At 73.4% G+C, this 4,897-nt stretch carries 4 protein-coding genes and 1 pseudogene; 1 reads left to right on the forward strand and 4 read right to left on the reverse strand.

Annotated features, from left to right (window positions below):
- Positions 1–147: 147 nt before the first annotated feature.
- Both ACZ6NC_RS40360 and ACZ6NC_RS40365 read right to left on the reverse strand, forming a co-directional pair.
- The gene (locus ACZ6NC_RS40360) at positions 148–657 is read right to left on the reverse strand and encodes a DinB family protein (protein WP_465738882.1); all 510 of its coding nucleotides are present in this window, start codon (positions 655–657) and stop codon (positions 148–150) included.
- A 193-nt stretch (positions 658–850) separates the two neighbouring features.
- Complete coding sequence (locus ACZ6NC_RS40365) at positions 851–2,662, reverse strand: RCC1 domain-containing protein (RefSeq protein ID WP_465738883.1); 1,812 nt, start codon at positions 2,660–2,662, stop codon at positions 851–853.
- 285 nt (positions 2,663–2,947) lie between these two features.
- Between ACZ6NC_RS40365 and ACZ6NC_RS40370 the strand changes: the two genes are divergently transcribed.
- Positions 2,948–3,304, forward strand: a complete 357-nt coding sequence (locus ACZ6NC_RS40370) for a hypothetical protein (RefSeq protein WP_465738884.1) — start codon at positions 2,948–2,950, stop codon at positions 3,302–3,304.
- Positions 3,305–3,540: 236 nt separating this feature from the next.
- On the opposite strand, the gene ACZ6NC_RS40375 is transcribed toward ACZ6NC_RS40370, so the two are convergent.
- Positions 3,541–4,410, reverse strand: a complete 870-nt coding sequence (locus ACZ6NC_RS40375; protein ID WP_465738885.1) for a nuclease — start codon at positions 4,408–4,410, stop codon at positions 3,541–3,543.
- 405 nt (positions 4,411–4,815) lie between these two features.
- Positions 4,816–4,897: pseudogene (locus ACZ6NC_RS40380) on the reverse strand (DUF4097 family beta strand repeat-containing protein); the annotation flags it as partial.

Genomic DNA, 4,897 nt, shown 5'->3' on the forward strand with positions numbered 1-4,897 from the left:
CGGGGGGGGGGGGGGGGGGGGGGGGGGGGGGGGGGGGGGGGGGGGGGGAGGGGGGGAGGGGGGGGGGGGGGGGGGGGGGGGGGGGGGGGGGGGGCGGGGACCCCCCCCCCCCCCCCCCCCCCCCCCCCGGTTCCGCGTCGCGGCGGGCTACTGTCCGACCACGCCGTCGGCGAGCTCCCGGGCGATGTCGAGGTGCCCCGCGTGACGCGCGTACTCCTGCAGCACATGGAAGAGGATCCAGCCGAGCGACGGCCGGATCTCCTGGTCGCCTGCGGAGAACCGGCCGCCCTCGGCACTCTCCGCCGCCAGGGCCGCACCCGTGACGATCGCGCGGGTCCGCTCGCCCCCGGCGTGCAGGGCCGCGATCAGCTCCGCCGCCGTCTCGTCCGGACCGACGTGCCAGCGCCCGGCCCGGTCCTTGTCGCCGTGCGGTTCCGGCACGGGCTCACCCTCGAAGATCCAGCGCAGCCACCGCCGTTCCATGAACACGAGGTGCTTGAGCAGTTCCAGCGGGCTCCAGCCCGAGGGCAGCCGGCTGGAGCGCTGCTCCTCCTCGGGCATACCTTCGATCTTGGCGGTGACGGCCGAGCGGAGGAAGTCCAGATAGCCGAGCAGCAGTTCCTGCGGATCGGACAGCTGACGGCTCGGTTCGGGCACGGGGGCTCTCATGAGCGGCGAGTCTGTCACTCCGGGCCGTGGGCATCAACGGCGCATCGTCCCCGGCCTCGTGGGGCGGCCCACCCTCGCGCCACCCCCGGTCCGCCTCGCACTGGTCCCTGCGCCCTGGTCCCGGCGCCGTGGTGGCCGAGCGCCTGGCCGGCCGGCCAGGCGCTCGGGTGCTGCCCGTCCGTCAGCTCACGGGCGTGGTGATGGTCGCGGCGTTGTTGTCGGGGTCGGGGTCCGCGGTGGTGCTGGTGACCTTGGCGGTGGTGGTGATGCTGCCGCCGCCGACCGCGACGGCCTTGACGACGATCGTGGTGGTCGTGTCGGAGCCGGCGGGTCGCGCCCCGAGGAGGCACGTCACGGAGTTGGTGGAGCCGACCGGCGGGGTGCTGCAACTGCCTGTGGACGGCGTCGCGCTGACGAACCTGGCGTTGGCCGGCAGGGTGTCGGTGAAGGTCACGTTCTCCGCGGCGGCGGGCCCGGCGTTGTGCACGGTGACCGTGTAGGTGAGCGACGTGCCGTTGGGCACCGGTTCGGGGGCGGCGCTGATCGACAGGGACAGGTCGGCGAGCGGCCGGACCACGCCCTGAGTGTGCCGGCTGCTGCCGGACAGGGCGATGACGCCGTCGAGGAGCCGGCCGCAGGGCGCGCTCTGCCCGGCGGCACAGACCTGTACCGGCTTGTTCCGGTTGGTGGTGGTGCCGTCGCCGAGCTGCCCGAAGGCGTTGTAGCCCCAGGCGACGGCGGTGCTGTTGGTGCGCACCGCCATGCTGTGGAAGGCGTTCGGGCCGGCGGCGACGGCGCTGATGCCGCTCAGGTACGTCGCACAGGGAGTGGGCACGCCGGGGGCGCAGGCGCGCACGGGCGTGGTCCGGTTGGTGTTGGTGCCGTCCCCGAGCTGCCCGTTGAAGTTGCCGCCCCAGGTCCGGACGAAGCCGCCGGAGGTCACCGCCAGGCTGTGGTCCCAGCCGGCGGCGATGCCGGTGACGCCGTTCAGGTAGGTCCCGCAGGGCGCGGTCGCCCCGATGGCGCAGACCGGCACGGGAATGAGCCGGTCCGTGGTGGTGCCGTCGCCGAGCTGCCCGTTGGCGTTGTAGCCCCAGGTGAGGACGGTGCCGTCGGCGCGCACCGCCATGCTGTGACCGGATCCGGCCGACAACGCGGTCACACCCGTCAGGTAGGTGCTGCAGTCGACCGGCCCGCAGACCTGCACGGGGGTGGGACTGCCGATGGTGGTGTTGTCCCCGAGCTGGCCGAGGCCGTTGTTCCCCCAGGAGACGACGCTGCCGTCGGAGCGCAGAGCGAGGGTGTGGACGTAGCCGGCGGCGACGGCGACCACGTCGGTCAGCGGCTTGCTGCAATCACCCGGGGCGCAGACGTACACGGGAATCGCCCGCGAGGTGCCGGTGCCGTCGCCGATCTGCTGGTTGTCGTTGTTCCCCCAGCTGACGACGGTGCCGTCCTTGCGCAGGGCCACGGTGTGGAGATATCCGGCGGAGACCGCGACCACGTCGGTCAGCGGGCCGTCGCAGGTGACCGGTGCACAGACCTGGACGGGGGTGGTCCGGTCGACGGTCGTTCCGTCCCCGAGTTTGCCGGTGTAGTTGCTCCCCCACGTGACGACGGTGCCGTCGGCACGCAGCGCCACACCGTGGGAGTCACCGGCGGCGACGGCGATCGTGTCCTGGAGCGCGGCGGTGCAGGCGGCGCTGCCGCAGACGCGTCCGGGGGTGAGGCTCTGACCGGCGGTGGTTCCGTCGCCGAGCTGGCCGAGGCCGTTGTCCCCCCAGGCGAGTGCCGTGCCGGGGGTGCCGGGTCTGATGTCCCGGCCGTCCCCGGTTTCGGCCCGGGCGCCCTGCGAGGCGGGCAGCAGCAGAGTGGCCGCCAGCGTGGCGGCGGCCAGCAGCCGACTGCGCAGGATCTGACGGCGTCGTGGTGCGGGCTCCGGTACGGGCTCTGCCGCCGATTCGGGTGCGGGCCGGTGCTCCAACGCGGTCATTCGCGCTCCTCTCACGGATGCCGGCCGGCGGCGCACACCGCGCCACCCGACCGGGGATGCCGCTCCACACCATGCGGCGCGACCTCGGCGCGTACGCGTCAGCGACACTCGGGGTCACTCGTTCAGTGGTCGCCCCGCCGTCGGGTCGGGCGGCGGCTCAGCGGTGACGGGCTCAGCAGCGATGGGCTCAGCGGTGACGGGCTTGTCGGCGCCGGCCGGGGCACCGGCCTGAATTTGAGTACGGGTACTCAGGACTCCGGTCGGACGGGTCGTCAGAATCGCCGGATGACCGAGCCGACTTCCCGCCGCGAGCTCCGCCTGCGCCCCGGACGCACCACGCCCGGCCCCGATGTCGCGCTGGGCCTGTTCCTGCTGCTCGTCCTGGCCGGAGTCTTCGTGATGGGCGCGTTCCGCTTCGCCATGGAGAACTGGGCCCGCTCGTACGACGGCCTGGAAGGGCAGGCCGCGATCCACCGGAACGACCAGCTGGTGGCCGACTTCATCGGCTACCAGCTGGTCGCCACCCTCGGCCTCGCCGGCCTGGCCGGCTGGGCACGCCGCCCGTGGACGTCCGGGCTGCTGCTGGTCGGGGCCGGGATGCTGCTGGTGGCGCTGGTGCTGCAGGGCCACGCGGCTGCGTGACGGCGGCAGGAGGCCGGACCCGCCGACCTCCTGCTCGACCTGACGCGGTCTCACCCGTCGCCGTCGCCGGTGCCCGTACGCCTGGCGCGCCGTCGGTCCGGTGGCCGTCATGGGGGGCACCGGAGCCGCAGCCCGTCGGGGCCGGTTCCCTCCACGTCCGCGCCCGCCCCGTCCTGCCCGTGGACCAGTGCGTCTCGAAGGGTCCGCCGAGGGAGTACGGGGCCGGGCGCCCCGGCTCACTTCTCTTCGAAGAGCAGGTCCTCCGCGGGGTGGGTGAGCCGAAGGGTCTGCCCGTCGGTGATCTCGAGAACGCGGTGCAGGCCGGAGAACTTCTTGCCGTTGGGGAGCGTGAAGACGTCGTTGGCCCCGGCCAGGAACGCGGGGAAGCAGTCCAGCGCGTTGTTGCCGAGGTCCAGGTAGTCCTTGAGCCGCCGGAAGAGCTTGGGGAGGATCACCACGTCCGTGGTGATCGACTTCATGTCGGCGATCTTCGCGCCCCTGACCGTCACGTCCTGCGACCAGAGGCCGTCGGCGGGGGGCGCAGCGTCCCGCACCTGGACGACGAGGTCCTTCAGGACGCGGCGCAGGTCGGCGGGGAAGCCCTTGTAGAAGGTCGGGTACGCCAGACCCTTCGCCAGCAGGTGGTAGTTGGCGGTCTTCGCCAGCAGCTTGTCGTCCACGTTGATCTCGTAGCCGCTGGCCCCCGGCGTACGGCCCCGGCCCACCAGCGCCACGCAGCGGCCGAGGCTGTCGGTGCCGCGGGTGAGGATGTAGCCGGGCACCTGGTCGGGCGTGACACTGACGGTTTCGTCGTCGTGGCGCTGGATGTCCACGAAGCCGAGCCAGTCGAGCAGCTCGTCGGCGGCGGCGTGGGCGAACGCCGGTGGCTGGTGCTCGTCGTGCTCGTTGGCACCCGGGTAGTGGGTCTCCAGGGCGTCGATGGCCTCCAACCGCACGTTGACGTGGCCGTCGGGGCCGGGGTGGAGCTCCTTCCCGGGGACGAGTTTCCACTCACCCAGGTAGTCGGGGACGAACGCGATGGTGTCGCCGTCCGGCTTGGCCTTGGCGGAGATGTGGAACGAGCCCTTGATCAACAGCATCGACATGGTGACTCCCTGATGCTCTGTCGTGATGCCCTGTCGGGGTGACTGCCGGAGTGGAGTACGCGCCCGGCGGCAGCCGGAGAGGCCGCCCCCTCGGGCGGAGGCCTCCATGGGCCGCCCCGGCGTGGATGCTGCTCCGTTCGGGTGACGGCCCGGCCCCGCCCGCCTCGGAGTGCGGACGTCGGGCGCCGGGCGGCCCGGGCGGGGTCCCGGCCGAGCCGGGCCCCGGATGGCGGGACGCTGACCACATGCTCCGACACCTGCCGGACGGCCGCGAGCCGACGGGGGCGCTCGGCGGCCAGGCTGTCGTACCCGGCGCACACCGCCATGAACATTCGTACACGGCTCATGGCATCGCGGCCACGTGGGGCGGCGGGCGGCGGGCGGCGGGCGGCGGGCGGCGGGCGGTCAGATGCTGCGGGCGGTGATGTCGCCGTAGGAGGTGGTCGCGTGGATGGTGAGGCCGGGGGTGCCGTCGGTGTTCTTGAGT

It is taken from the genome of Kitasatospora sp. NPDC041988 (assembly GCF_055588525.1).